This window comes from Caballeronia sp. LZ008, assembly GCF_031451435.1.
GTDB lineage: Bacteria > Pseudomonadota > Gammaproteobacteria > Burkholderiales > Burkholderiaceae > Caballeronia > Caballeronia zhejiangensis.
In genome coordinates this window covers 495,642-519,305 of the sequence record NZ_JARUXK010000004.1, presented here as the reverse complement: position 1 = coordinate 519,305, position 23,664 = coordinate 495,642, and the positions used below count along the sequence as shown (strand labels likewise).

Below are 23,664 nucleotides of genomic sequence, written 5' to 3'. Positions count from 1 at the left end.
GCGATGCAGCATCGGCAGCTATTGGGTGCAATGGCCTTTTCGACGCGATGCAGCGCCAAACATGCGAATGGCACGAATGACGCGAATCAGGCACGATGCGGCACACGGCCCAAGAATTCGACGATGAAGAACTCGACGATGAGATACGACGACGCGGCGAACGGCATCGCCGGAAACGAAGACACTGCGCCGCCTTCACGGCGTAGCAAGGCGCAAATCCGCGAGAGCAACGAAGCGCAGCTTCTCGCTTGCGCCGAGGAAGTGTTCGCGGAGAAAGGACTCGAAGGCGCGAGCACGGCGATGATCGCCGAACGCGCCGGCTTGCCGAAGGCCAACCTGCATTACTACTTTCCGACAAAGCTCGCGCTCTATCGGCGCGTGCTCGAAGATCTGTTCGAGGACTGGCATCGCGCGGCGGACACCTTCGAATGCAGCGACGATCCCGTGGAAGCGATCGGCGGCTATGTGCGCGCAAAGATGGACCTGTCGCGACGCAGGCCGCTCGGCTCGAAGGTGTGGGCGAGCGAGATCATCCACGGCGCGCATCACATGCAGGACATTCTCAACGAACGCGTGAAGCCCTGGCTCGATACACGCGTCATCGTCATCGAAAGCTGGATCGCGCGCGGCTTGCTCGCGCCGGTCGAGCCGGACACGTTCATGTTCATGATCTGGGCGATCACGCAGCACTATGCCGACTTCGATGCGCAGATACGGGCGTTGAAAGGCAAGCGCGCGCTCACACGCAAGGCCTTCGATGAACAGACGGAAGAAGTCGTGCGACTCGTGATTCGCGCGTGCGGGGCGGTGTCGCCGCGCATCGAAGAGAAGGACGACGCGCAATAAAAAACGCCGGCCGCTCGATGGCGGCCGGCGTTCACTGCTTGCTTCTTGCTTCTTGCTGCTGTACTGCTTTACTACGCACTACTACTGCATTCTCGCAAGTACTGCACTTTCTGATGCTTGCTGCTACTTCAACCGCTACTGCTCACCACATCTACTGCCCTGCTGCATCAACCTTCGATTAGTGACCGAAGTAGACCGAGTTGCGATCCGACATCGACACGTTGGCGCGTGCGGCCGGAGCAGCTACGCCCGATTGCGAAGTGCCAGCGGTCGAAGGACCATAAGCGTTCGCGCCATTTTCAGCGTTCACGCGTGCTTGAGCGGCCTGCAGATTCTGCGGATAGTTCACGCGGTCTTCCGACGGGTTGTAGCCAGCCTTTTCCAGTTGAACCAGTTCAGCGCGGACTTGAGCGCGAGTCACCGGCGCATTGCTTTGTGCCGAAGCGAAAGTCGGGGCAGCCAAAGCAGCAGCGACGACGAGTGCGGGAACGAATGCCTTGATCATGATGAACCTCCAGTAGTCTTGTTTTGAAATCGAAACCGAATCGGAAGCTTTTTAAGCGTTTTCTGATTTCGTTTCGCTTGAAGACAGTGTAGGAGGCCGCGGACTTAGGGGAAACCCCAATTTCAAGGAAACATAATTGTCCGGACCGCAACAATGCGTTTCGCTCCGGTGTTGCGCGGCGTGCGCGGGACGTGTGGCGGACCCTGCTTAAGTTACTGTTTTTCCAGCGTAATTTTCACGTCCGCCGCGCGCACGCGAGATCGCTGCGAATCCGGCCATTGCGCCGACGCCAGCAATTCGTCATCCGGCTGACAGTCAGCAAGCCGCGGTCGCATAGGCAAGCGCGGCCGATACGAGCTCGCGCAACAGCGGTTCGATCGCGTTCGCCTTGGCTTCGTCGTAAGCGAATGGCGGCGCTTCTTCCATGTAGCTGACCTGCGTAAGCTCCAGTTGAACCGCGTGAACGCCCTCTTCGGGCCGCCCGTAACGCCGGGTGATATAGCCGCCCTTGAAGCGCCCGTTGGCCACCGTCGTGTACCGGCCGTCGCGCTCGACGATGCTCGCAAGCCGTTCCGCCAGCCCCGGCGCCGCCGACGCGCCATCCGCCGTGCCGAAGTTGAAATCGGTCAGGCGGCCATCGAAAAAGCGCGGCACGACCGAGCGGATCGAATGCGCTTCCCATAGCAGCACGCGGCCGTGCGTCTGCCGCAGCGCATCGAGCTCGCCGGCGAGCGCATCGTGATACGGCTGCCAGTACATCGCGCGGCGCGCATCGATCTGATCGCGCGACGGCTCGTGGCCCGGCTTGTAGAGCGGCGCCTTGTCGAAGGTATCGACCGGACAGAGCCCCGTCGTGTCGCGGCCGGGATAGAGATTCGCGTCGTCGGGCGGGCGGTTCAGATCGACGACATAGCGCGCGTAGTGCGGCGTCAGGATCGATGCGCCCAGATCGCGCGCAAACGCATAGAGGCGTTCGAGATGCCAATCGCAATCCTCGGTGAGCTTGGCGACGGGCGTCATCTCGTCGGCGAGCGCGCAGGGAATCTGCGTGCCGCGGTGCGGAATCGAAATCAGGAGCGGCGCGTTGCCGCGTTCCAGCGTGAAGATCGAAGAGCCGTTCATGTGAGACCTCAATCCAGCAAGCCGCGCAAGGCGGCGCGATAACGCGCGAGCGCTTCGTCTTCGTCGGCGTGACGGCGCGCGTTGATCACCTTGCGGCCGGAGACGAAGACATCGCGGATCGGCGTCTCGCCATGCTCGCAAAACACCGCGCTCGACATCCACGCGTCGCTCGCATGTCCGCCGATGCCCGGATGCGCGTCGTCGAGCACGAGCCAGTCGGCGCGCAAGCCTTGCGCGAGCGCACCGACAGCGCGTCCCGTCGCGTGCGCGCCGCCATCGAGCGCGGCATCGAAAAGACGATCGGCCGGACGGCTTTGCGTCGGCGACGCCAGCACGTTGCGTTGCTGGCGGCAAAGGCGCTGCCCGTATTCCAGCAGACGCAGCTCCGAGCGCCAGTCGACGCCGACATGACTGTCGGACCCGACGCCGATGCGCCCGCCCGCGTCGAGATAATCGCGCGACGGGAACACGCCGTCGCCGAGATTCGCTTCGGTCGTGAGACACAGACCCGCGACCGCGCCGCTCGCCGCGAGACGCGCGCATTCGCGGGCATCGACGTGCGTCGCGTGCACGAGGCACCAGCGCTCATCGACGTTGAAATGTTCGAGCAGCCAGTCCACCGGACGATGCCCCGTAGCCGCGACGCAGGCGTCCACTTCGGCCATCTGTTCGGCGATATGGATATGCACCGGCGCGCGCTCAAAACGCGCATCGATTCCCTCGATGAGCGCCGCGAGCGATTCGCCCGACACCGCGCGCAACGAATGCGGCGCGACGCCGTAACGCCGCGCGCCGTTTTCGGGCCGCGAGCGCGCGAGGGCGTCGATGAGCCCGAGCAGCGAATCGGGCGTATTGAGAAAGCGCCGCTGATCGTCGCGCGGCGCGCTCTTGCCGAAGCCGCTGTATTCGTAGAGCACCGGCAGCATCGTCATGCCGATGCCCGCGCGCTCCGCCGCATCGACGACGCGCTCCGCGAGTTCCGCGCGATTCGCGTACGGCGCGCCATCGGGCGCGTGATGCACGTAATGAAACTCGCACACCGACGTGTAGCCGGCCTTCAGCATCTCGATGTAAAGCCAGTGCGCGATATCCGCGATCGATTCCGGGCCGATCCGCGCGGCGAAGCGATACATGAGATCGCGCCAGCTCCAGAACGTATCGGCGACGCTCGCGCGATACTCGGTGAGGCCCGCCATCGCACGCTGGAACGCGTGCGAGTGCAGATTCGGCATGCCGGGCAGGATCGGTCCTTTCGCGCGCTCGACGCCCGCGGGCGCCGCGCTGTCCGGCGTGACGCGCACGAGCGTGCCGGCGTCGTCCCATTCGAGCAGCACGTCGCGACGCCAGCCATCGGCGAGGCGCGCGTGCTCCGCGAAGAATGCGTTCATCGCTTGTCTCCGTTGTTATGTCGATGCGCGTCTACATCATGTCGATGCCGATATGCAGCCACGATGCGCCATCCTGAACCGCGCATTCGAGCGCGCTCGCGCCATCGATGCGCGAGGTGTCGCCTGCTTCGAGCGTATGGCATGTGTCGTCGGCGAACTTGATGTCGAGCCGCCCTTGCACGCAGAACAGAAACGTCACGTCGTGTTCGAACGCGAGCGAGCATGACGCGCGCCCGGCGTTCACCGTTGCGCGCGCGCGATCGCGGCGCACCATCAAGTTGAAATCGCGCGTCGGGCCGGCGAGGAGCGTGGCGTGAATCGGCGTCTCGCCGGCAAAGCGCGCGATTGCGAGCGGCGCATCGAGAACATGCACGTTGCCGTGCGCTTCCGTCAGACGCATGCCCGCGCCGTCGAGCAGCACGAGCACGCGATCGACGCCCTCGAACTTCGAGAACGCGCCGTCGGATGCGACGTCGGCGAGCGACAGACGCCACGCGAACGCATCGAGCGACACGCCCTGCGGCCCCGCCGCGATCTCGCGCGTGATGCCGCCGCCGTTCTTCCACGGCGTGGGCGTCAGCGAATCGGCACGAATGATCGTCACGTTCAGAAGTGTCCGGTGAATTGGTAGCGGTCGCCGGGATGCCAGAGATTCGCAACCGACGCCACCGCATCGCGCGACCACGTGCGCCGATGCAGCAGCAGACACGGCTCGTGCTCGGCCATCGCGAGCGCGAGCCGAATTTCCGCCGACGGCACCGATGCCTCGATCCGATACTCGACGCGCTGCAGCGGCGCGGCGGTCATCAGATACTGGTTCGGCGTGATCGTCGTGAAATCCTGGCGCGCGTATTCCGGCGCCAGCGCGGGATTCACGTAACGTTCTTCCATCTGTACCGGCTCGTCGTTTTCGAAATGCAGCACGCGCGAATGAAACACCGGGCTGCCGAGCGCGAGATGCATTTCGGCGGCGAGCGCTTCGTCGACGATCGACGCGCCCAAATGCAGCACCTGCGCGCGATACGTGTGACCGCGCGCGACGATTTCATCCGAAATGCTGCGAATCTCGACGAGCGTCGACGCGTATTTCGGCTGCGCGACGAAGGTGCCCGCGCCCTGCACGCGCGTCAGCACCTGTTCGGCGGTCAGTTCGCGCAGCGCGCGGTTCACGGTCATGCGCGCGACCTTGAATTCGCGCGCAAGCTCGTTTTCGGAAGGCACCTGGTCGCCCTCCTTCCACTCGCCGATATGAATGCGCTGGAGAATGTAGTCCTTGATCTCCTGATACGCGGGCGTGCTCATTCAGCTTGTTCCGACGCGAACGAGAACGGGCTGTGCCGCGCGATCGCGCCTTGCTGCACGAGCGTCGCGATCGCGGCGATGTCGGGCGCGAAGTAATGGTCGAGGTCGTAGTGCGGCACGTGCGCGCGCAGCGTCTTCATCACTTCGGCGAGCGGCGCGCTCGTCCGATGCGGCGCGCGCAGATCGACGCCTTGCGCCGCCGCGAGCAGTTCGATCGCGAGGATGTTCGCGGTGTTGCTGGCGATGTCGCCGAGCTTGCGCGCGGCGAACGTCGCCATCGAGACGTGATCTTCCTGATTCGCGGACGTCGGCAGCGAATCGACCGACGCCGGATGCGCGAGCGTCTTGTTCTCCGATGCGAGCGCGGCCGCCGTCACGTGCGCGATCATGAAGCCGGAGTTGACGCCGCCATCGCGCACCAGGAACGGCGGCAGGCCCGAGAGCGTCGCGTCGATCAAAAGCGCGATGCGGCGTTCCGCGAGCGCGCCGATTTCGGCTGCGGCGAGCGCGAGATTGTCGGCGGCGAACGCGACCGGCTCCGCGTGGAAGTTACCGCCCGAGAGCACTTCGCCCGTATCGGGGAAGATCAGCGGGTTGTCGGAGACGGCGTTCGATTCGATCAGCAGGACATCCGCCGCGTGGCGCATCTGGTCGAGGCACGCGCCCATCACCTGCGGCTGGCAGCGCAGGCTGTACGGGTCCTGCACCTTGTCGCAATCCGCGTGCGACAGATTGATGCCGGAGCCCTTCAGCAGCGTGCGATACGCCGATGCGGCTTCCATCTGCCCGCGATGACCGCGCAGTTCATGGATGCGCGCATCGAACGGAACGACCGAGCCGGCGGCTGCATCGACGGACAGCGCGCCCGCGACGAGCGCGGTGCGGAACAGATCTTCGATCGCGAAAAGGTTGTAAAGCGCGAGCGCCGCCGACGCCTGCGTGCCGTTCAGCAGCGCGAGACCTTCCTTCGCCTGCAGCGTGAGCGGCTTGAGGCCCGCGACCGCCAGACCGTCGAGCGCACTGGCGCGCTCACCGCGAATCGTGACTTCGCCGATGCCGAGCAGCACCGTCGACATATGCGCGAGCGGCGCGAGGTCGCCCGATGCGCCGACCGAACCCTTGATCGGGATGATCGGCAGGACGTCGGCGTTGAAGAGCGTGATGAGCGCGTCGATGACTTCGCGGCGGATGCCCGAATGGCCGCGCCCGAGACTCGACAGCTTGAGCGCCATCAAAAGCCGCACGACCGGACGCGACATCGGCTCGCCCACGCCCACCGCATGCGACAGCACGAGATTCTTTTGCAGCAGTTCCAGCTGATCGGCCGGAATGTGCGTATTGGCGAGCCGCCCGAAGCCCGTATTGATGCCGTAAGCCGGATCGCCCTTCGCGGCGATCGCGGCGACTGCGCGCGCGCTGGCATCGATCGCGTCGAAGCTGGCCGGATCGAGCAGAAGCGGGTCCGAGCCTCGCGCGATGCGGCGCAGTTGCGGCAGCGTCAGTTTTCCGGGCGTAAGCGTGATCATGGTTCGTCCTGTCTATACAAGTTAGACTCAAGTCTAATCGCGCAGAAAGGACGAAACAAGGGGTTATCCGGGATTTCACTAGGCTCGCCCCGGAAGATCGACGCGTGTTGTCTATACAGATTTCACAGATCCAACACTTTCTCCATCACGAACTGGACAAAGCGCTGCTGCCGCACGACGACGGCGCGCGCCAGCAGCATCGTGAAACCACAATATTCGAAGAAAGGCCGCCCCGTGACGCTCGAATAGGTATGCAGCGTCGTCAGGCCGAGCACCTCCGCTTCGGCCTCGATGCGCGCGAGCAGCGACGTCGCCACGCTTTTGCGCTGATGTATCGGATCGACGAACATCATGTCGATGAGACCGTTCTTCTCGAGATCGGCGAAGCCCGCGAGTTCGCCGTCGACAAGTCCGACCCAAGTCGGGCGGCTCAAGCGCGCGAGTTCCCATTCGTCGCGATCGGCTTGCGACCAGGCTGCGATCTGCGCTTCGTTATAGTCGGCCGATGCCGTTTCGCGAACGGCGCGTTGGAACAGATCGATTACACCGTCGAGATCGCTCGCACGATACGGTCTGACTTCGATGAGCGGCAGGCCTGGCATTTCATCACCTTCGTTACTGTCAAAAGAAAAAACCGCTGCCGAAGCAGCGAGGGTCTAGCGTTCAAAACGCGGGAAAAAAAACTTTACGGGAATGAGTGGAATCGGCGCGCGCAAACGTTCAAATCGATAAAAAGACGGATGCCGATGCCGCGCCGCCGATCGGGTCCTTCAGGAAGCGACGGCCACCGTCGCGATGCCGAGCGCGGTCATCACGAGCGACGCGCCAACGTGAATCGCGATCTCCCCGAGCGCCCAGCCGAGCCGCCCTTGCTGCAGATGCGCGACCACTTCGGCCGAGAACGTGGAAAACGTGGACAGGCCGCCCATCAATCCGGTGATGATGAACAGGCGCCATTCCACCGAAATATCGGGAAAGCGCGCGAAAAAAGCGACCGCTACGCCGATGATGTAGCCCGCAATGACGTTCGCCGCAAAGGTGCCGAGCGGCAGATTCGGAAAAATCGCATTCAGGCGCAAGCCGAGGACCCATCTGAGCAACGAACCCAGCCCGCCGCCGAGCCCCACGGCGATGATCGACAGATACATGAAATGTGTTAAATCAGTTCGAAGAAAACTGCGTTATGCCCCGCGGGCGAGCCGCTCGATCAGCGCGCCACGGCTCGTCTCGACGATCCAGCCGCCCTTGTGCCGCACATGCGCCGCCCATGTGCCGTCGCGCCGCTCTTCCCAGCAACCGGCATCGTGACCGTCGATGAAGAGCGAGCCGCGCACGACAAGTTGCGGATCGGCGGGATCGAGGACTTCGTCGTCGTTATGTTCAAGCTTCACGGTATGCATGAGCGTCGTCTGCAAGCAAGTCGAAACCATGAGCGGTCTCGCGAAAGACGCCATTCTAACGATACTCGAAGCGCCTGGTTCAACCACTCACCGTATCATGAAAGACATTGCCGAAAGGCAATTGAGTATCCGCACGACATCCTCCATCGAAGGCGCATCGAAAGCGAGCGTCACGGCATCGATGCGTTCGAGCGTCGGCCATTGGCAGAAGAGATCGGCGAATGCGCTCGTTTGCGCGCGCAACTCGCAGCGGTGTTCCGTGATCGCCGGACGGCGGGCATGTCCGGAAGACGTTTCGATCGTTTCGCGCGCGGCGAGCCGGATCGCCTCGCACGCTGCGGCGGGCGTTTCGGTGACACCGCTCGAATAGCCGTGCGCCGTCTTCACGCAGAGAAAGCGCGCGCCTGGGAATGCGGGCAGCGTTTCGGCGCCGAACACGTCGTCGCCGGTCAGCAGCGCGACGCGTGCGCCGCGTTCCTCGGCAAGCCGCCCATAGAGTCCGGCCTCGCCCACTTCCTCGCCGTCGAGCATGACGCGCGCAAAGGCCGCGCTGTTGATCGTATGCGCGAGAATGCCGCGGCTTTGCGCGCGCGCGTGATAGCCGATCATGAACACGATTTCCGGCGATGCTTCCAGTCCCGCCATCATGCCGAGCGTGCGCGGCTTGCCGAGCACGAGCCGCGCGCGTTGATCGATGAGATCGGGCATCAGATTGCGAAAGCCGCCATGCGAATCGTTGATCCAGACTTGCGTCGCGCCGCCATCGAATGCACCTTGCGCGGCCGCATCGGCTTCGCGCGACATCCAGCGGCGCGCCTGTTCGTATTCCGTGTTGCCGGCGCGCGTCTGCTCCGGATGAAACACGCCCGCGATGCCTTCGATATCCACCGAGATCAGCACTTTCATGGTCGTGTTCTCAATGCGTCCTTGAGTGAGATGCGCCGATGACCGTTGCGCCCGGCGACCGTTTCCGCGCTGTAAAGCGCATCGAGGATCGCCTGTTCGGTGGCATCGGCGGCGGCTTGAAACAGCGGATCGAGACGCGCGTCGTTGATGAGCGGCGGCATCGCGATGAAGTCTGCATCGTGCGGCACGGTGTACGCGGTCGTGAAGGCGAGCGAGATGTCGCCGCTGCCGTGTCCGAAGACCGATCCGGTGCGTGCGAGACCGGCGGCGGCGCGCATCGCGAGACGGCGCAACTGACGTGCATCGAGCGGCGCATCGGTGGCGATCAACATGATGATCGATCCTTGCTCGGGCTTCTCATCGATGCTCGATTGAAGTTTGCGACCGAGCGCTTCGCCTTCGACAATCAATTGCTGCAGCTTGCCGAAATTGGCGAGCACGAGCGCGCCCGTCGTATAAGCGTCGCCGCCGATATGCACCACACGCGAAGCCGAACCCATGCCGCCCTTCAGTTCGAAGCACGACATGCCCCGCCCGGCGCCGACCGCGCCGCGCTCGAACTCGACACTGCACGCATCGAGTGCGCTCGTGTAGTGCGCTTCGTGAATCGCGAGCGCCTGCATGTCGTTGAGATAGCCATCGTTGCATTCGAACACGAGCGGATTCACGCTCGGGTCTTCGCGTCCGATGCGCGGATTCGCAGCAATGGCCGCGCGAATCTGCGCATTGGCGAGCGTGCCGACGCCGAACGTGTTGGTCAGCGCGATCGGCGTTTCGATCACGCCAAGCTCGTCGACCTGAACGAGCCCGACGCTCTTGCCGAACCCGTTGATGACGCACGCCGCAGCGGGCACCTTGTCGCGATACACGTCGCCGTCATGCGGACGAATCACCGTGACGCCGGTCTGCACCGCGCCTTGCGCAAGCGTGCAATGACCGACCGTCACGCCCGCGACATCCGCGATCGTGCCGCGCGGCCCCGCGACGAGCGAGCCGATGTGCATCATGGCCGGTCGAGCTTCGGATCGAGCGCGTCGCGCAGGCCGTCGCCGAGCAGATTGAACGCGAGCACCGTGAAGAAGATCGCGAGACTCGGGAAGATGGCGACATGCGGCGCCATCGCCATGTCGGCGCGCGCTTCGTTGAGCATCGCGCCCCACTCGGGCGTCGGCGGCTGCGCGCCGAGTCCGAGAAACGACAGGCTCGCGGCCGTGATGATCGACGTGCCGATCCGCATCGTGAAGTACACGACCACCGATGAAATCGTGCCGGGCAGAATGTGCCGCGCGAGTATCGTCCAGTCCGAGGCGCCGATGCTCTTGGCCGCCTCGATATACGTGAGATGCTTCAGCGCGAGCGTATTGCCGCGCACGAGCCGCGCGAACGCGGGAATGCTGAAGATCGCGACCGCGCACACGACATTCACCATGCCGTTACCGAGAATCGCGACGACGCCGATCGCGAGCAGAATGCCGGGAAACGCGAAGAGCACGTCCGCGATACGCATCACGATGCGGTCCCACCATCCTTCGTAGTAGCCCGCGAGCAAGCCGAAGAACGTGCCGATCACCGCGCCGAGCACGACCGAGAGTAATCCCGCCGTCAACGATATGCGGCTGCCGACGAGTATGCGGCTCAGAATGTCGCGGCCCAGAGCATCAACGCCGAACCAGTGCGCAGCCGAAGGACCGGCGTTGAGGGCGTCGTAGTCGAAGTAGTTTTCCGGGTCATACGGCGCGATGTACGGCGCGATGATCGCGATCACGATCAGCAGCAGCACGAACACGGCCGCGATCATCGCGATGTGTTGCCGCCTGAACTTGCGCCAGAACTCGGTCCACGGCGTGCGGATCTCTTGCAGCGCGGTTGCCGCGCTTTCGGCTGTCACGCTCATCGCGTCCTCACTTGAAGCGAATGGTCGGATTGATGATCGCGTACAGCACGTCCACGATCAGATTGATCACGATGAACTCCAGCGAGAACAGCAGCACCTCTGCCTGAATCACGGGATAGTCGCGCATCTCGACGGCATCGACGAGCAGGCGGCCAAGGCCCGGCCAGTTGAACACCTTCTCGACGACGATCGAGCCGCCGAGCAGAAAGCCGAATTGCAGGCCCATCATCGTGACGACGGGAATCATCGCGTTGCGCAGGCAGTGCTTCACGATGACCATCGGCTCATGCACGCCCTTTGCGCGCGCGGTGCGCACGAAGTCCTCGCCGAGCACTTCGACGAACGACGCGCGCGTGAAGCGCGCCATGACGGCGGCCACCGCCGCGCCCAGCGTGATCGATGGCAGCACGTAGCCTTTCCACGTTCCGTCATCGACGATGGGCAGCCAGCCGAGCTTCACCGAGAAGATTTCCATCAGCAGCATGCCGAGCGCGAAGGCCGGAAACGAGATGCCCGACACCGCGAGCGTCATGCCCAGTCGATCGGGCCAGCGATTGCGCCACACCGCCGACACGATGCCGATGGTCATGCCGAAGATCACGGCCCATACCATGCTCGCGAGCGTGAGCCACAAGGTCGGCATGAAGCGCTCGGCGATTTCCGTCGACACGGGCCGCTTGCTGCGCGTGGACATGCCGAAATCGAAATGCACGACCTTGCCGAAGAAGCTCACGAGCTGTTGCGGCAGCGGCTTGTCGAGGCCGAGATCGGCGCGCACGAGCGCGACCGTGGCTTCGTCGGCTTCCGCGCCTGCTGCGAGACGCGCGGGATCGCCCGGCAGCATGTGCACGAAGAAGAACACCAGCACTGCGACGATGAAGAGTGTCGGCAGCAATCCGAACAGGCGTTTGGCGATGAAGTTGAGCATCGTGTTCGTCAGATAAGGCCGGGCGATGAAGCCCGGCCGTCGTCCATCACTTGATTGCGATTTCGTCGAAGTTGAACGAACCGTCCGGCATCACGTATGCGCCCGACAGACGCTTGCTGCGCGCATACACGACCTTTTCCGTGACGAGGAAGATCCACGGTGCATCGGCCCAGATGCGTTTTTGCGCATCGGCGTAGAGCTTCGCTTTCTCGTTGCGATCGGTCGTCGCGAGCGCTTTTTGCAGATCGTCATCGACTTGATCGTTCTTGTAGTACGCCGTGTTAAAGAGCTTCGGCGGGAACGAGCCGCCGCTCAGGAGCGGCGAGATCGCCCAGTCCGCTTCGCCCGTCGACGACGACCAGCCGATGTAGAGCATGCGTACCGGCGCGGTCTTCGGATCGGGCGCGCTCTCGATGCGCTGCACGCGCTGCCCCGCTTCGAGCGCTTCGACCGATGCCTTCACGCCCACTTGCGCGAGTTGCTGCTGCACGAACTGGATGATCTTCTGCGCGGTCGTGTGGTTATAGCCGGACCACAACACGGTTTCGAAGCCGTTCGGATAACCGGCTTCCTTTAACAGCTCGCGCGCCTTCGCGGGATCGTATTTCCACGGTCCGAGCTTCGGCGTCGCGTAGTCGACGCCCGGCGGCACGACGCCTTCGGACGGCACGGCATAACCCGCGAACGCGACCTTGACGAGCGCTTCCTTGTTGATCGCGTAGTTCATCGCCTCGCGCACCTTCGGATTGTCGAAGGGCTTCTGCAGCGTATTCATGCTGACGTAGCGCTGAATGATCGAAGGCGCCGCGATCAGATCGACCTTCGGACTCGACTTGAGCGTCGCGGCCTGCTCGAACGGAATCGAGAACGCGAAGTCCGCTTCGCCCGTTTGCATGAGCGCGGCGCGCGTGTTGTTATCGACCACGGGCTTCCAGTCGATCATGTCGATCTTCGGCAATCCCTTGCGCCAGTAGCCCGCGAACTTCTTCACTTTCAGGTCGTCGGTCTGCTTCCATTCGACGAACTCGAACGGCCCCGTGCCGACCGGATGGAACGCGATGTCCTTGCCGTATTTCTGCAGCGCGGTCGGCGAGATCATCACCGCCGACGGGTGCGCGAGCACGTTGATGAACGCCGAGAACGGAATCTTCAGCGTGATCTTCACCGTGTACGGATCGACCACTTCGGTCTTCTCGATCTTGTTGAAGAGGTTGTAGCGCTTCAGCTTGTTGTCCGGATTCGTCACGCGGTCGAAGACGGCCTTCACCGCATCGGCGTTGAAGTCGGTGCCGTCCTGGAACTTCACGTCCTTGCGCAGATGGATCGTGTACACCTTCGCGTCGGAGCTCGCCTCGTAGCTCGTCGCGAGCACGTTGCGAATCTTCATGTCCTTGTCGAAACCGAACAAGCCTTCGTAGAACGACTTCGCCACGGCTTGCGAGAGCGTGTCGTTGGCGTCGTACGGATCCATCGTCGTGAAGGTCGAGGCGACGGCCATCACGGCGGTGCTTTGCGCGTGCGCAGCGACCGGCGCGAGAACGGTCAATGTGGCGAACGCGCTTGCTGCGAGCATCGCGCGCAATTTGAAGGACGGCATCGTTGGACTCCTTGTTGAAGTGCTTTTCGAGGTGCTCTTCGAATTGCTTTTAGTAAGCGCCGCCAACGTGATGCTCGGCGACAAAGTGATCAGGTCCGACAGCAACCAGTTTTGCGACGATCGGCTCATCGCCGAGCTTGCGGATCGGGCTTGGAATCTCGTCGGCGGCGAGCATGCGCTTCGCGTGCCGACGCGACGGATCGGCGACCGGCACCGCGCTCATCAGCTTGCGCGTGTACGGATGACGCGGCGCTTCGAACACCGCCGCGCGCGGCCCGATCTCGACGATCTGCCCGAGATACATCACCGCCACGCGATGACTCACGCGCTCCACGACCGCCATGTCGTGCGAAATGAAGAGATACGCGACGCCCAGTTCGCGCTGCAAATCCAGCATCAGATTGACGATCTGCGCGCGCACGGAGACATCGAGCGCGGACACGGATTCATCGGCGATCACGACTTTCGGGTTCAACGCGAGCGCGCGCGCAATCGCGATGCGCTGCCTCTGACCGCCCGAGAATTCATGCGGATAACGTTGCGCGGCTTCGGGCGGCAAGCCCACTTTGTCGAGCAGCCAGTCGACCCGCGCCTGTGCTTGTCTTCCGCTCGCGACGCCATGCACGAGCAGCGGTTCCATCACCGAAAAGCCCACGGTCAGACGCGGATTGAGCGACGCGAACGGGTCCTGAAAAATGAACTGGATATTGCGCCTGAGCGCCTGCAACGCGTGACCTTCGAGCTTGCTGATATCGCGTCCATCGAATTCGATGGACCCGCTCTGGCTCTCGACGAGCCTGAGCAGCGAACGTCCCGTCGTCGATTTGCCGCAACCCGATTCGCCGACGAGCGCAAGCGTTTCGCCAGGCCGCAAGTCGAAGCTCACGCGTTCGACCGCGTGCACCGCCGCCGTCGTTCGGCCAAAGAGGCCGCTCTTCACCGGAAAGCGCGTGACCAGATCGCGCACGCGCAGTATCGGTTCAATGGCTTCATCGACGGCGGGCTGCTTCTCCTTCTCGACCGCTTCCGACGGACGCAACGCGCTCGCATCGTCGGGCGCGATGTCGGCGGACTCGACTTCGAGGATCGGGAATTTCGCGGGACGATCGGTGCCGCGCATCGCGCCGAGCGTCGGCACGGCGGCGAGCAGCGCTTTCGTGTACGGATGCTTCGGCGCATGAAACAGCGCGTCCGATGGCGCCTCTTCCACCTTCTCGCCGCGATACATGACGAGCACGCGATCGGCCACTTCCGCGACCACGCCCATGTCGTGCGTGATGAAGATCACGCCCATGTTCATCTCGTCCTGCAAGCCGCGCACGAGTTGCAGGATCTGCGCCTGAATCGTCACGTCGAGCGCGGTCGTCGGCTCATCGGCGATCAAGAGCGCGGGCTTGCACGAGAGCGCCATCGCGATCATCACGCGCTGGCGCATGCCGCCCGACAACTGATGCGGATAGCGCGCGAACACGCGCCTCGCCTCGGGAATCCGCACGAGATCGAGCAGACGCAATGCTTCGGCGCGCGCATCGGAACGGCTCTTGCCTTGATGCAACGCGATCGCTTCCGCGATCTGGTCGCCGACCGTGAACACGGGATTGAGCGATGTCATCGGCTCCTGGAAGATCATCGCGATGTCCGCGCCGCGCACGCCGCGCATCGTCGCCGACGATGCTTTCGCGAGATCGGGCACTTGCCCGTTGCGCCGGCGAAACGCGATGCTGCCCGACACGATCTGTCCGCCGCCATGCTCGACGAGACGCATGAGCGCGAGCGACGTGACCGACTTGCCCGAGCCCGATTCGCCGACGATCGCAAGGGTCTCGCCGCGGTCGACGCTAAACGAGATGTTGCGCACCGCTTCGATGGTGCGCGAGCGCGAGCGAAAATTCACGGACAGGCCGTGTACGTCGATGACGCACGCTTCGGGCAGCGTCATCATCGATAGATCGCCGTGACGGGCGCTTCGCCCACGCGCGCGAATCCGCGATACATGCCTTGCGTGTTGAACGGCAACACGACGTTGCCTTTCGCATCGACGGCGACGAGTCCGCCGCGTCCTTCGATGCGCGGCAGCTTGTTCATCACGACATCGTTCGATGCTTCTTCCAGCGACACGCCGCGATATTCCATCTGCGCCGACACGTCATACGCCGCGAGCATGCGGATGAACATCTCGCCCGTGCCCGTCGTGGAGACCGCGCACGTCGCGTCGTTCGCATAGCAGCCCGCGCCGATCAGGGGCGCATCGCCGACGCGACCCGCCTGCTTGTTCGTGATGCCGCCCGTCGACGTCGCCGCCGCGAGATGACCGTTCGAATCGAGCGCGACCGCGCCGACCGTGCCGAACTTCTTGTCGGGATCGATAGGATCGTCCGGGCCGTTATCGAAGGCGAATTTCGTCATCGCATCGTGATCGAGCATGGTGCCGGACGTGCCACGCGCCTTCTGCCATTGCTGAAAGCGCGCTTCCGTGTAGAAGTACGACGGATCGACGAATTCGAGACCCTGCGACTGCGCGAAGGCTTCCGCGCCGGCGCCCGTAAACATGACGTGATCGCTCGCGTCGAGCACGCGGCGCGCGGCGAGCACCGGGTTCTTCACGCGCGTCACGCAACTGATCGCGCCCGCTTCGAGCGTCGCGCCGTCCATCACGGAGGCGTCGAGTTCGTGCGTGCCGGCCGCCGTGAACACCGCGCCGTGCCCCGCGTTGAAGAGCGGACAGTCTTCGAGCAGACGCACGGCTTCGGTGACGGCGTCGAGCGCGCTGCCGCCATCGGCGAGCACGCGCTGAGCCGCGCTGAGAATGTCGGTGAGCGCGGCGAGATAGCGCCCTTCCGTTTCGGCGTTCATCGCGCTGCGCAGGAGCGTGCCCGCGCCGCCGTGAATCGCAATGACTGGTGTGACCTTCATGAGTCGCGCGGTTCCCTGTGAGTGTGTCGTTTCACGGTCGTGCGGCGCGTCGTATGAGCGGCGCGCGCATCTTTGGCGAGCGCCGGGGCGACGAGCCACGGCAACACGAATTCGGTCAATCCCGATGCCGCCTCCACCGAACGCTTCGCCCGATGCGCGACCGCATCGCACAGCGCTTCGATGACGGCGAGCACGGCGGTATCGCAATTCGCCGCGAGCCTGCGTTCGGCGCGGATCGCGAGCACGAGATCGGCGACCTGCGCGAGCGGCGACGCGGCGCTGTCCGTCAACGCGACCACGCGCAACCCGTGATCGCGCGCGAGCCGCGCAAGCGTGATGGTGTCGTCGACATAGCGCGGGAACGCGATCGCGACGAGCACATCGCCGCGCGAAGCCGTGAAAAGCCTGCGCGCCGCGTGCGACGGCCCGCCCATCAGCGCGAGCGATTGCACGTTCGCGCAATACGGCGTGAGACCGTGCTCCATCAGGCCGGCGAGAAACGCGCTCGCGCCGTAGCCGATCACGAAGACGCGCGGCGCGGCGAGAATCGTATCGACGATCGCTTCGGCCCTCGCGCCATCGACGGATGTTTGCGCGAGACGCAGATTCGCCGCCGCCTGTGCAAGCGATGCATCGAATACTTCGGCGCCGCTCGCCGGCGATTCGAGCGCGGTGCGCAAGCGCTCGACCGGCGCGATGGTCGCCTCGAAGCCGCGCACGAGCGCCTCGCGAAACGCGGGATAGCCGGAGAAGCCGAGCGCGCGCGCAAAACGGTTCGCCGTCGCCACCGACGCGCCCACCGCGCCCGCCAGTTCGTCGATACGCATCGTCGCCGAGCGGAACAGATTCGCGAGCACGAACGCCCCCATGCGCCGATGGATCGGCGTGAGCGTCGGCATGGCCGCCGCGATGCGCGCGGAGATCAGATCGTCGGCGCTCGCCGGCGCACGGACCGATAGTGAACGGGACATGAAATGCGCTGCGCCCTCATGGCGATTGAACGCGATGAAAGTATATTTACTCGAAAATCCGGCCAAAAAAAATTCATTTTCATCGAACTCGGGTTTTCGATAAGGCGCGCCACGGCCCGCAACTCGGCCGCATCCGATGCCTCGAACGCGCACGATCATGCACAATACGAAGCGCGTCGCGATGCAAGATCGCGCGTCTTCAGTCCTCCACGATCCCTATGAATTTCGATTTCCTGCCCGGTCCGCTGCCGCATCTGCTCGCCATTCATCCGTGGGCGCAAACGGTCGCGGGTCTCGTCGCGCTCGCAATGATCGCGCTCTTCGTGCAATGGGTCGTGGCCCGCATCGTGCTCCATGTCGCGCATCGCCTGCTCGTGCTCGCGGGGCATCAGAAGTGGGACCGCGCGTTCATCAAGCATCGCGCTTATCACCGGCTCTGGTATGCGGTGCCGTTCGCGACGGTCGCGCTCGGCATCGACGAAGTGCCGCGCATCGGTCACTGGGCGACGATCATCGGCCGCGTCGCGCACGGCGGCGCGTGGATCTGCATGTTCTTCGCCGCGGGCAGCGCCCTGTCCGCGTGGCAGGACGTTTATGCGGAAAGCAAGGAAGCGCAGACACGCTCGATCAAAGGCTACATCCAGATCGGCAAGCTCGGACTCGCGCTCGTATGCGGCGTGCTCGTCCTGTCGATACTGATCGACCGTTCGCCGCTCTGGATGCTCTCCGGTCTCGGCGCGCTCTCGGCCGTGCTGCTGCTCGTGTTCAAGGACACCTTGCTGTCGCTCGTCGCGAGCACGCAACTGACGTCGAACGACATGCTGCGCATCGGCGACTGGATCGAAATGCCGCAAGCCGCCGCCGATGGCTTCGTGAAGGACATCGCGCTGCACACCGTCAAGGTGCAGAACTGGGACAACACCGTGACCACGGTGCCGACCTACAAGCTCTTTTCGGAGAGCTATCGCAACTATCGGCACATGTTCGAATCGGGCGGGCGGCGCATCAAGCGGACGATGCGTATCGACGCGCAATGCGTGCGCTTTCTCACCGAGGAAGAGACTGCGCGCCTGAAACGCTTTCGCCTGCTGCACGATTATCTGGAACAGAAGCAGACCGAGGTGGAGCAAACCAACCGCAATCTCGGCGAACTCGCGAACGAGCCCGCGAACCGGCGGCGGCTCACGAACATCGGCACGTTCCGCGCGTACGGGCTTGCGTTTTTGCAGCGCCATCCGGAGATTCGCCAGGACATGGCGATCATGGTGCGAATGATGGAGCCGCAATCGGACGGCATCCCTGTCGAGGTTTATTGCTTCACCGCGACCACCGCGTGGACGCAATACGAGCGCATTCAGGGCGACGTCTTCGATCATCTGCTCTCGATCCTTCCCGAGATGGGCCTGCGGCTTTATCAGGCGCCGTCGGGCAGCGACTTCTCGGGCGTCGCGGGCCGCCTGCGCGGCGAAATGCCGATGCTGTGACGCGCGCAGGATTCGCCGTCGAAAAGAATCAGGCAAGAATCCGCCATTTTTGTGTATTCACGTTGACGCTTCCCGTCCGTACGATTCAACCATCGCCGATGCGCCTTTTTTCCGCGGTTTCGCAGCCGCGGTGAAGTCGTTTTTTCTCGCGCATCGCCATTCAATCGTCATAAAAGGAAAACTCAACGTGATCGATCGCGTCCATGCCATGCGTGTCTTTACGCGTGTCGTCGATACGAACAGTTTCACGCGCGCCGCCGAGTCGCTCGGCATGCCGCGCGCGAGTGTTTCGACGACCGTGCAACAACTCGAAGCGCTAGTCGGCGTGCAATTGCTCGCACGCACGACGCGGCGCCTGAATCTCACCGTCGACGGCGCCGCTTATTACGAGCGCTGCGCGCAAATTCTCGCCGATATCGACGAGCTCGAATCCGGTTTCGGCGCGGGCGAAGAGCGCCTGCGCGGACGGCTGCGCGTCGAAATGCCGGATACCGTCGCGACGTCGATCGTCGTGCCCGCGCTGCCGGAGTTCCACGCGCGCTATCCGCAGATCGAACTGTCGATCGGCATCGGCAATCGCAATGTGGATCTCGTCGGCGAAGGCGTCGATTGCAGCGTGCAGCTCGGCGAATTGCCCGATTCCGGATTGATCGCGCGCCGGCTCGGCATGCTCGAACAGGTGACGTGCGCGAGTCCCGCGTATCTGGAGAAGCACGGCACGCCGGAAACGCTCGACGAGCTCGCGCAGCACGTCGCGGTGAACTGTCTTGCCGAGAAAAGCGGGCGCCCGGCCGATTTCGATTTCGCTGTCGACGGCGAAGCCGTCACGATGAAGATGCGCGGTTTCGTTCAGGTCGCGGACGAGCACGCGTACCTCGCGTGCGGCGTCGAAGGGCTCGGGCTCATTCAGCCGCTGCGGATCGCGGCGCAGCCTTATCTGCGCTCGGGACAGTTGCGCGAAGTGCTGCCGCAATGGAAATCGCCGCCGCTCAAGGTGTCGGTGGCGTTCCTGAAGAGCCGTCAGGCGACGCCGCGCGTATCCGCGTTCGTCGACTGGCTCGCGACGCTCTTCGAGCGTTCGCAACAGATCGACGATACGTTGACGAGCCTGTATCGCTCGGCGCAGCGGCGCGGTTCCTCGCGGCGGGACCGGCCGGAGGAAGAAACCGCCGACGCGTGATCTTCGCGTCGCGCTATCGCACGGGCGTGGCTGCGTTCGCGCCCACGACCGTGTTCCACTTGCGCACTTCCCAACGCTCCACCAGCCCGTTCGTCACGTAAGGATCGTTCTTCGCGAAATCTTCGGCGGCGGCGGGCGATTCGCTGTGAAACAGCAGCATCGCGCGATCGGTGGGTGCATCGAGCGCCCCGGCGAGCACGATTTCGCCCCGTTCGACCGCCGCCCACGCGAGCGCCAGATGTTCATCGCGAAACTGCGCGCGGCGCTCCAGATAGTCAGACCGAAGTTCGTAAATCAACAGATAGTGCATCGCCATCTCCTTTCGTGCGAACAGTGCCGGATTTATCAAGCTAGTTTGTCCTATTTCCGAAAATAAAACCAAGAGTTCAATCGGAAGGCTCTGATCGCCTTGCGATCCCGTATCGAAGATCATGTGCGGATACTTGTAAAGGACTCTGCCATGAACCGCGATCAACCTCCCTGCAATATGTGCGCGAAGCACGATTGCCGCTCGTGCGCGTGGACGTCGCCGCTCGACGCTTCGTATCGCACGCTCATCCAGTCTCATTCCATGCTGTCGCTCGTCGCGCTTTCCGTGAAAAGCGCGGAAACCGCGCCCGCCGAACCGTCGTGGCTCGGCATCGCCTGCAAGCGGATTCTCAAATTTTTCTCGCAAATGAGCCCGCTTGCACGCTAAAAAAAGCGTAAGGCAAGTCGCATCGAAGCACCGTTTTTGTAAAGAAGTTTGCACGATTCTTTTTAGGATAACTGTGCATATAGAATCCGCTGCGCTTCTGCGCTTGCGTTAAGCGCTCATGTAGAAAGGAAATTCAGTCGATGAGCATCAATCTGGTCCAGGCGGTCAACGCCGCGATCTCGGAAAACGTCGCGGAGCAGTTGTCGCAGCAGTTCGGCATACCTGGGCAAATGGTCCGGCAACTCGCGGCGCGCATCGCGCCCGGACTCGTCGCCTCGCTCATGGACCGGGCGACGCTCGTGCCCGGCTCGCAGTCGGTCTACGCCGTCATCATGCAGCCGGAGACCAACGCCTACATCGCGGAACAGTTCTCAAAGCTGATCGCCACCACCGGCGGGCTCAAGCAGCTCGAAACCACCGGGCACTCGCTTGCCGCGCTCGCGACGGGCCAGCGTGTCGATGCCCTGACCGACGCCGTCTCGGCAGAAACCGGCGTTCCGACGCAAGCGACGTCGGCGCTCGCAGGCATCGTGGCGGCCGTGCTGTTCGGCGTCATGAAACGCCACTTCCTGCTTGCACAGTGGGGACTGCCGCAGGTGCCCAAGCTCCTGCGCGATCAGGTCGGCGAGATCAATTCGTCGATGTCGAACGCGGTCGCGACGGCCATCGGCGTTGGCAACACCGAAGGCTTCACCAGTTGCATCACGCCGCGCCTCGATACCGTCGCATCGAGCCTCGAACCGCGCATCGACGGCGCCGTCGCGGTGGCGCTTGCGCCCGAACCCGTCGTGAAAGCCGTCACGCAAAGCGCCCCGGCGCCCAAGCCCGCGCCGTCCTTGCCCCCCTCGCCGCCGCCGATGCGCGCACCGGTTCGCAAGCCGGCGGAGAAGCGTTCGAACAAGTGGATCTGGCTGCTTTTCGCTGTGTTGGCCGTCGTCCTCGCGCTCGTCTATTACCGTGGCTTCACGCATGGCGAAAGCGTCGATCTGAGCGCCGCGCCAGCCACGCAGCCGGTCGCCGATGCGTCGACGCAGGCTTCCTCCGCGACGCCATCGGTCTCGCCGGTCAGCGATGAAACGCCGGCCGTGTCATCCATCGATGCGTCGGCCAACACGGCGGCGGCACCGCAATCGGCCTCGGCAATGAAAGCCGCGCCGGCTTCATGGAAAGACGCGCAGTTGCTGTTCAGCGTCAACTCGGCGGGCGTCCCGGCGATCGAGGCGACGGTCGGCACCGAAGCAGAGAAGAAGCATCTCATCGACGCATTGACGGCTCGCTTCGGCAAAGCCTACACGGCTGATATTTCCGTCGTTGCCGAAACACGCCCGGCAGCCTGGCTTTCGCGTCTGAGCGACTTCTTCCCGCTCATGGCCGTGCCCGGCGCGGAAGCCAAGATCACCGGCTCGAAGGTGGAACTGAGCGGCGCGGCCGCAAACGCGAAGCTCGGCTGGGTCGATAGGATGAGAACCTCGCTCGGCGGCATGTTCCAGGTCGCGGCGTTCGACGTGGACGGCGCGGTCGCCACGGCGACACGATCCTTTCGCAGCGCGCTAAAGAGCCTGCTCGCCACGGACACGCCTTGCTCCGGCGACAAGCTGACGCGCGTGCTCGACCTTCAGGTTGTCAATTTCGAGCGTTCGAGTGCGCAGGTGCCGGAAAGCGCCTACGCCACGCTCGGCGAGACGGCGCAGCTGCTCAAGAACTGCGCGGCCAAGGGTTCGATGGTGAATCTCGAAATCGCGGGTTATTCGGATGCCCAGGGCGGAGCGGCGGCCAAGCTGGAAGTGTCAAAGGAACGCGCTCAGGCGGTCCGAGGCTTCCTCGTGCGTAACGGCGTGCCGCCGCAATCGCTCACGGCAGCAGGCTACGGCGACGCCAATCCGATCGCCGACAACGATACTGCCAGCGGACGTTTCGCGAATCGCCGAATCGAGTTCGTCGTCAGAAAGGGCTGAGCGCCGCTTCGACTCGCAAGATTTCTTCAAACGCCGTCGCACGAAAGCGCGACGGCGTTTCTATTTGTGCCCGCGCCATGCGCGCTCTGCAGCCGATTCAGTTCGGCTTGGCGAAATCGTTATCGGCCCAGCGTTCGGCGCTCGCCTTGCTGAGCTTGAACGCCGGCGACACACGCACGAACGCGAGTTGCGCGCCGTACGCATCGAAGGCTTTGAGATTGGCGTAGGGATCGTCTTCATCCGGAACGATCTCCAGCGTGACGGTGATGTCCTCACCCCGCACGTCGATGGTGACGTTCTTGTTCAACATCGCATGACGTTGCTGTTCATGGCGACGCAAGACTTCCGACGCCGTCTTGACGAGCGTGCGGAACGCGCCTGCATCGAGCGGCTTCGGATTTTTCTTGTCGCGGCCCATTGTCCACGGGCCGACGAGCGCGGGTTCCGCCTCGCCCGCCTGAATCATCTCGACGGCCCAGCCGTCGTCGTCCTCGTTCTTGATGACGCGCGCGGTCCAGCCGTCGTCGCGCCAGAGGCGGTCTTCGTGGATGGCTTCGTCGGTGGAGGGGAATTCGGAATCGGTCATATCGTAGCAACGCATGCAGAGAGGCAATGCGACGAATTTTACCTTGGGGCGGGACGCGGCATCGTTCGTGCTCCACGGGTTAGCCGAACGGCCAGTGTCATACCCAAACGCATTGCGCCGTGCTACTTTGGATGTACCGGATCGTCCGGAATCCTTCCGCAAACGCAATCAAAACGCCGTAAAACTTAGTCAAGGAGCGACCGCATGCTTGCATTTATCGGTACTTTGATCGTCGGACTCGTCGTCGGTCTCATCGCACGCGCACTGAAGCCGGGCGACGACAGCATGGGCTGGATCATGACCATCGTCCTCGGCATCGCCGGATCGCTGATCGCGGGGTACGTCGGCCGGGCGCTCGGCTGGTATCAGCCGGGACAACCGGCGGGTTGGATCGCCTCGGTGATCGGCGCAATCATCCTGCTCGTCGTCTGGGGAATGATCCGCAAGCGCACGTAACGCCGCGC

At 63.6% G+C, this 23,664-nt stretch carries 25 protein-coding genes; 6 read left to right on the top strand and 19 right to left on the bottom strand.

The window, feature by feature from the left end; genetic code table 11:
* Window positions 1–123 precede the first annotated feature (123 nt).
* Window positions 124–846, top strand: a complete 723-nt coding sequence (locus tag QCE49_RS27155) for a TetR/AcrR family transcriptional regulator (RefSeq protein WP_250440483.1) — start codon at window positions 124–126, stop codon at window positions 844–846.
* A 178-nt stretch (window positions 847–1,024) separates the two neighbouring features.
* Here the strand turns inward: QCE49_RS27155 and QCE49_RS27150 are convergent, their stop codons facing one another.
* The 17 genes from QCE49_RS27150 to QCE49_RS27070 all read right to left on the bottom strand — a co-directional run bounded on the left by QCE49_RS27150 (window position 1,025) and on the right by QCE49_RS27070 (window position 17,298).
* The gene (locus QCE49_RS27150) at window positions 1,025–1,348 is read right to left on the bottom strand and encodes a DUF4148 domain-containing protein (protein WP_033536343.1); all 324 of its coding nucleotides are present in this window, start codon (window positions 1,346–1,348) and stop codon (window positions 1,025–1,027) included.
* Between the two features lie 318 nt (window positions 1,349–1,666).
* Window positions 1,667–2,473 carry an N-formylglutamate deformylase gene (gene hutG, locus QCE49_RS27145; RefSeq protein WP_250458920.1) on the bottom strand — a complete coding sequence of 269 codons (807 nt, stop codon included), beginning with the start codon at window positions 2,471–2,473 and terminating at the stop codon, window positions 1,667–1,669.
* Between the two features lie 8 nt (window positions 2,474–2,481).
* Window positions 2,482–3,861, bottom strand: coding sequence for a formimidoylglutamate deiminase (locus QCE49_RS27140; RefSeq protein ID WP_250440481.1), 1,380 nt, complete (start codon window positions 3,859–3,861; stop codon window positions 2,482–2,484).
* Window positions 3,862–3,892: 31 nt separating this feature from the next.
* On the bottom strand, window positions 3,893–4,465 hold the full coding sequence (locus QCE49_RS27135) for a HutD family protein (RefSeq protein WP_250440480.1): 573 nt from the start codon (window positions 4,463–4,465) through the stop codon (window positions 3,893–3,895).
* A gap of 2 nt (window positions 4,466–4,467) precedes the next feature.
* Window positions 4,468–5,163, bottom strand: a complete 696-nt coding sequence (gene hutC, locus QCE49_RS27130; protein WP_008353725.1) for a histidine utilization repressor — start codon at window positions 5,161–5,163, stop codon at window positions 4,468–4,470.
* Window positions 5,160–6,689 (bottom strand): histidine ammonia-lyase, encoded by a 1,530-nt coding sequence (gene hutH / locus QCE49_RS27125; protein WP_250458918.1) that lies wholly within the window; start codon window positions 6,687–6,689, stop codon window positions 5,160–5,162. Before hutH ends, hutC begins: the two co-directional genes overlap by 4 nt.
* 122 nt (window positions 6,690–6,811) lie before the next feature.
* Complete coding sequence (locus QCE49_RS27120) at window positions 6,812–7,291, bottom strand: GNAT family N-acetyltransferase (protein ID WP_008353727.1); 480 nt, start codon at window positions 7,289–7,291, stop codon at window positions 6,812–6,814.
* A gap of 168 nt (window positions 7,292–7,459) precedes the next feature.
* Complete coding sequence (gene crcB, locus QCE49_RS27115) at window positions 7,460–7,837, bottom strand: fluoride efflux transporter CrcB (protein WP_008353729.1); 378 nt, start codon at window positions 7,835–7,837, stop codon at window positions 7,460–7,462.
* Window positions 7,838–7,870: 33 nt separating this feature from the next.
* Window positions 7,871–8,119, bottom strand: a complete 249-nt coding sequence (locus QCE49_RS27110; RefSeq protein WP_033536342.1) for a hypothetical protein — start codon at window positions 8,117–8,119, stop codon at window positions 7,871–7,873.
* A gap of 57 nt (window positions 8,120–8,176) precedes the next feature.
* Window positions 8,177–8,995, bottom strand: coding sequence for a M55 family metallopeptidase (locus tag QCE49_RS27105; RefSeq protein WP_250458916.1), 819 nt, complete (start codon window positions 8,993–8,995; stop codon window positions 8,177–8,179).
* The gene (locus QCE49_RS27100; protein WP_250458906.1) at window positions 8,992–10,002 is read right to left on the bottom strand and encodes a P1 family peptidase; all 1,011 of its coding nucleotides are present in this window, start codon (window positions 10,000–10,002) and stop codon (window positions 8,992–8,994) included. Before QCE49_RS27100 ends, QCE49_RS27105 begins: the two co-directional genes overlap by 4 nt.
* Entirely contained in the window at window positions 9,999–10,889 is an 891-nt protein-coding gene (gene gsiD, locus QCE49_RS27095) for a glutathione ABC transporter permease GsiD (RefSeq protein WP_250458904.1), read from the bottom strand. The genes QCE49_RS27100 and gsiD overlap by 4 nt, the downstream gene beginning before the upstream one ends.
* 7 nt (window positions 10,890–10,896) lie before the next feature.
* Window positions 10,897–11,817, bottom strand: coding sequence for a glutathione ABC transporter permease GsiC (gene gsiC / locus QCE49_RS27090; RefSeq protein WP_008353734.1), 921 nt, complete (start codon window positions 11,815–11,817; stop codon window positions 10,897–10,899).
* 46 nt (window positions 11,818–11,863) lie between these two features.
* Window positions 11,864–13,414 carry a glutathione ABC transporter substrate-binding protein GsiB gene (gene gsiB, locus QCE49_RS27085; RefSeq protein ID WP_250458902.1) on the bottom strand — a complete coding sequence of 517 codons (1,551 nt, stop codon included), beginning with the start codon at window positions 13,412–13,414 and terminating at the stop codon, window positions 11,864–11,866.
* Window positions 13,415–13,463: 49 nt separating this feature from the next.
* Entirely contained in the window at window positions 13,464–15,356 is a 1,893-nt protein-coding gene (locus tag QCE49_RS27080) for a dipeptide ABC transporter ATP-binding protein (RefSeq protein WP_250458901.1), read from the bottom strand.
* Entirely contained in the window at window positions 15,353–16,327 is a 975-nt protein-coding gene (locus QCE49_RS27075; protein ID WP_250458899.1) for an isoaspartyl peptidase/L-asparaginase family protein, read from the bottom strand. The genes QCE49_RS27080 and QCE49_RS27075 overlap by 4 nt, the downstream gene beginning before the upstream one ends.
* Window positions 16,324–17,298, bottom strand: a complete 975-nt coding sequence (locus QCE49_RS27070; RefSeq protein ID WP_250458897.1) for a MurR/RpiR family transcriptional regulator — start codon at window positions 17,296–17,298, stop codon at window positions 16,324–16,326. Before QCE49_RS27070 ends, QCE49_RS27075 begins: the two co-directional genes overlap by 4 nt.
* Window positions 17,299–17,516: 218 nt before the next feature.
* Between QCE49_RS27070 and QCE49_RS27065 the strand changes: the two genes are divergently transcribed.
* Entirely contained in the window at window positions 17,517–18,782 is a 1,266-nt protein-coding gene (locus QCE49_RS27065) for a mechanosensitive ion channel family protein (protein ID WP_250458895.1), read from the top strand.
* Window positions 18,783–18,969: 187 nt separating this feature from the next.
* Window positions 18,970–19,962, top strand: coding sequence for a LysR family transcriptional regulator (locus QCE49_RS27060; protein WP_033536340.1), 993 nt, complete (start codon window positions 18,970–18,972; stop codon window positions 19,960–19,962).
* 13 nt (window positions 19,963–19,975) lie between these two features.
* Here the strand turns inward: QCE49_RS27060 and QCE49_RS27055 are convergent, their stop codons facing one another.
* The gene (locus tag QCE49_RS27055) at window positions 19,976–20,272 is read right to left on the bottom strand and encodes a YciI-like protein (RefSeq protein ID WP_008353742.1); all 297 of its coding nucleotides are present in this window, start codon (window positions 20,270–20,272) and stop codon (window positions 19,976–19,978) included.
* Between the two features lie 150 nt (window positions 20,273–20,422).
* Between QCE49_RS27055 and QCE49_RS27050 the strand changes: the two genes are divergently transcribed.
* Both QCE49_RS27050 and QCE49_RS27045 read left to right on the top strand, forming a co-directional pair.
* Complete coding sequence (locus tag QCE49_RS27050; RefSeq protein WP_008353743.1) at window positions 20,423–20,659, top strand: hypothetical protein; 237 nt, start codon at window positions 20,423–20,425, stop codon at window positions 20,657–20,659.
* 140 nt (window positions 20,660–20,799) lie between these two features.
* Window positions 20,800–22,614, top strand: coding sequence for an OmpA family protein (locus QCE49_RS27045; protein ID WP_250458893.1), 1,815 nt, complete (start codon window positions 20,800–20,802; stop codon window positions 22,612–22,614).
* Window positions 22,615–22,711: 97 nt separating this feature from the next.
* Here the strand turns inward: QCE49_RS27045 and QCE49_RS27040 are convergent, their stop codons facing one another.
* A complete protein-coding gene (locus QCE49_RS27040) occupies window positions 22,712–23,200 on the bottom strand; it encodes a hypothetical protein (protein WP_250458891.1) in 489 nt (162 codons plus the stop codon).
* 204 nt (window positions 23,201–23,404) lie between these two features.
* Between QCE49_RS27040 and QCE49_RS27035 the strand changes: the two genes are divergently transcribed.
* Complete coding sequence (locus QCE49_RS27035) at window positions 23,405–23,656, top strand: GlsB/YeaQ/YmgE family stress response membrane protein (RefSeq protein ID WP_008353746.1); 252 nt, start codon at window positions 23,405–23,407, stop codon at window positions 23,654–23,656.
* Window positions 23,657–23,664: the final 8 nt, after the last annotated feature.